The organism is Barnesiella sp. CU968, from assembly GCF_905219685.1.
Taxonomy (GTDB): Bacteria; Bacteroidota; Bacteroidia; order Bacteroidales; family Muribaculaceae; genus Lepagella; species Lepagella muris_A.
Window position 1 is genome coordinate 1 of record NZ_CAJMXD010000558.1, and the last position, 1,382, is coordinate 1,382.

The 1,382-nt window shown below is 41.5% G+C and carries 1 protein-coding gene; it reads left to right on the forward strand.

Features of this window, described 5'->3' with window-relative positions; all coding sequences use genetic code 11:
* Positions 1-1,247: ComEC/Rec2 family competence protein (locus JX312_RS13670; RefSeq protein ID WP_204458466.1), on the forward strand; the 1,247-nt coding region annotated here is incomplete at its 5' end.
* Between the last annotated feature and the right edge of the window lie 135 nt (positions 1,248-1,382).

Below are 1,382 nucleotides of genomic sequence, written 5' to 3' on the forward strand. Positions count from 1 at the left end.
GGGCTTATATTGATTCAGACACGAGAGCGATTTTTGCAGATGCCGGAGTGGCGCATGTGCTCGCACTCAGCGGCATGCATATGGGAATAATTGGCGGAATTCTGCTATTTTTGCTTTTCCCTGTGAATTTTACCGGAAGATATAAATCTCGTATAATGCTTGCTGCGATCCTGCTGTGGGGATATGCATTTATAACAGGTATGGCTCCATCAACTGTAAGGGCATGTGTCATGGTTTCGTTTGCGTCATTAGCTTTGGTTCTTGAGCGAAAACGTTATGTGTTCAACTCTCTTTTTGCTGCCACACTGATTATATTGACTGTCTCTCCATCGACATTATATGATGCGGGGTTCCAACTCAGCTTTATATGCGTTGCCTCTATGGCAGCTTTTGCGCCGCATCTGAATCCATTAGACAGGAAACGAAGTCCGTTTTCATATAAAGTGGTTTCGTTGCTGGTGGCTACTCTTGCGGCAACTTGTGGAAGCTGGGTTGTTTCTGCTTTTTATTTTAAGACATTTCCACTGGCATTTATTCCTTCAAATCTATTACTGTTGCCGATTCTTCCATTCTATGTTGCAATGGCATTATGTCATTTAATTCTTTTGGGAATCGGAATCGAATTTAGTTTCCTGAAAAAATTGCTTGACACAGGGTTTGAATTGACAGAATATTTTCTTCGCTGGATCGGTAATGGCAATAATATTGAAACACATGTTACAATCTGGATTGTGGCATTATGGTTTGGCGGATTGCTGTCTTTCGCATTTTATCTGAATATAGTGCGTTGGAGACCATTGCTGTATGTCGGTGTGATTTTGACCTGCATTACGTTAGTCTCGCTTCCATTTCAATCAGGAACAGTACCCGATGGAAGTTTTATCATAACAGACACATATCGCGATGTTGCCATAAATATCAAGGACGGCTTGACCGAAAAAACGATTAGGATGGATAAAGGGAAGCTGTCTTCTCTCAGAGTGGAAAACATCAGTATAATTGCTGTAGATTGTGTCTTGCCTGAAAATTATCTATCCCCCGGTGAATGTGATTATCTCATTATCGCCGGAGGATACAAAGGAAATGTCGAATATGTCAATGGGATTTTCAATCCCAAGAAAATCATTATTCATCCTTCTGTGAGGAGAAAAAAGGAAAAACAATATCTTGAGGAGGGTGTGCGCCTTGGTGTCGATTGCCATTCATTGCGTATTGACTCACCATTGCATTGTATTATTGAAAAGTAGCGGCTGATATTCAATCTGAACTCGTCTTGACTTATTTTTTCTTGACATCAGCGAGATATTCCCGAGGTGTTTTAGCCACTCGAAGAGCCGGCAATCCTACGGTCGGCGGTGATGAGAGGAGTGAAAACTACCTTT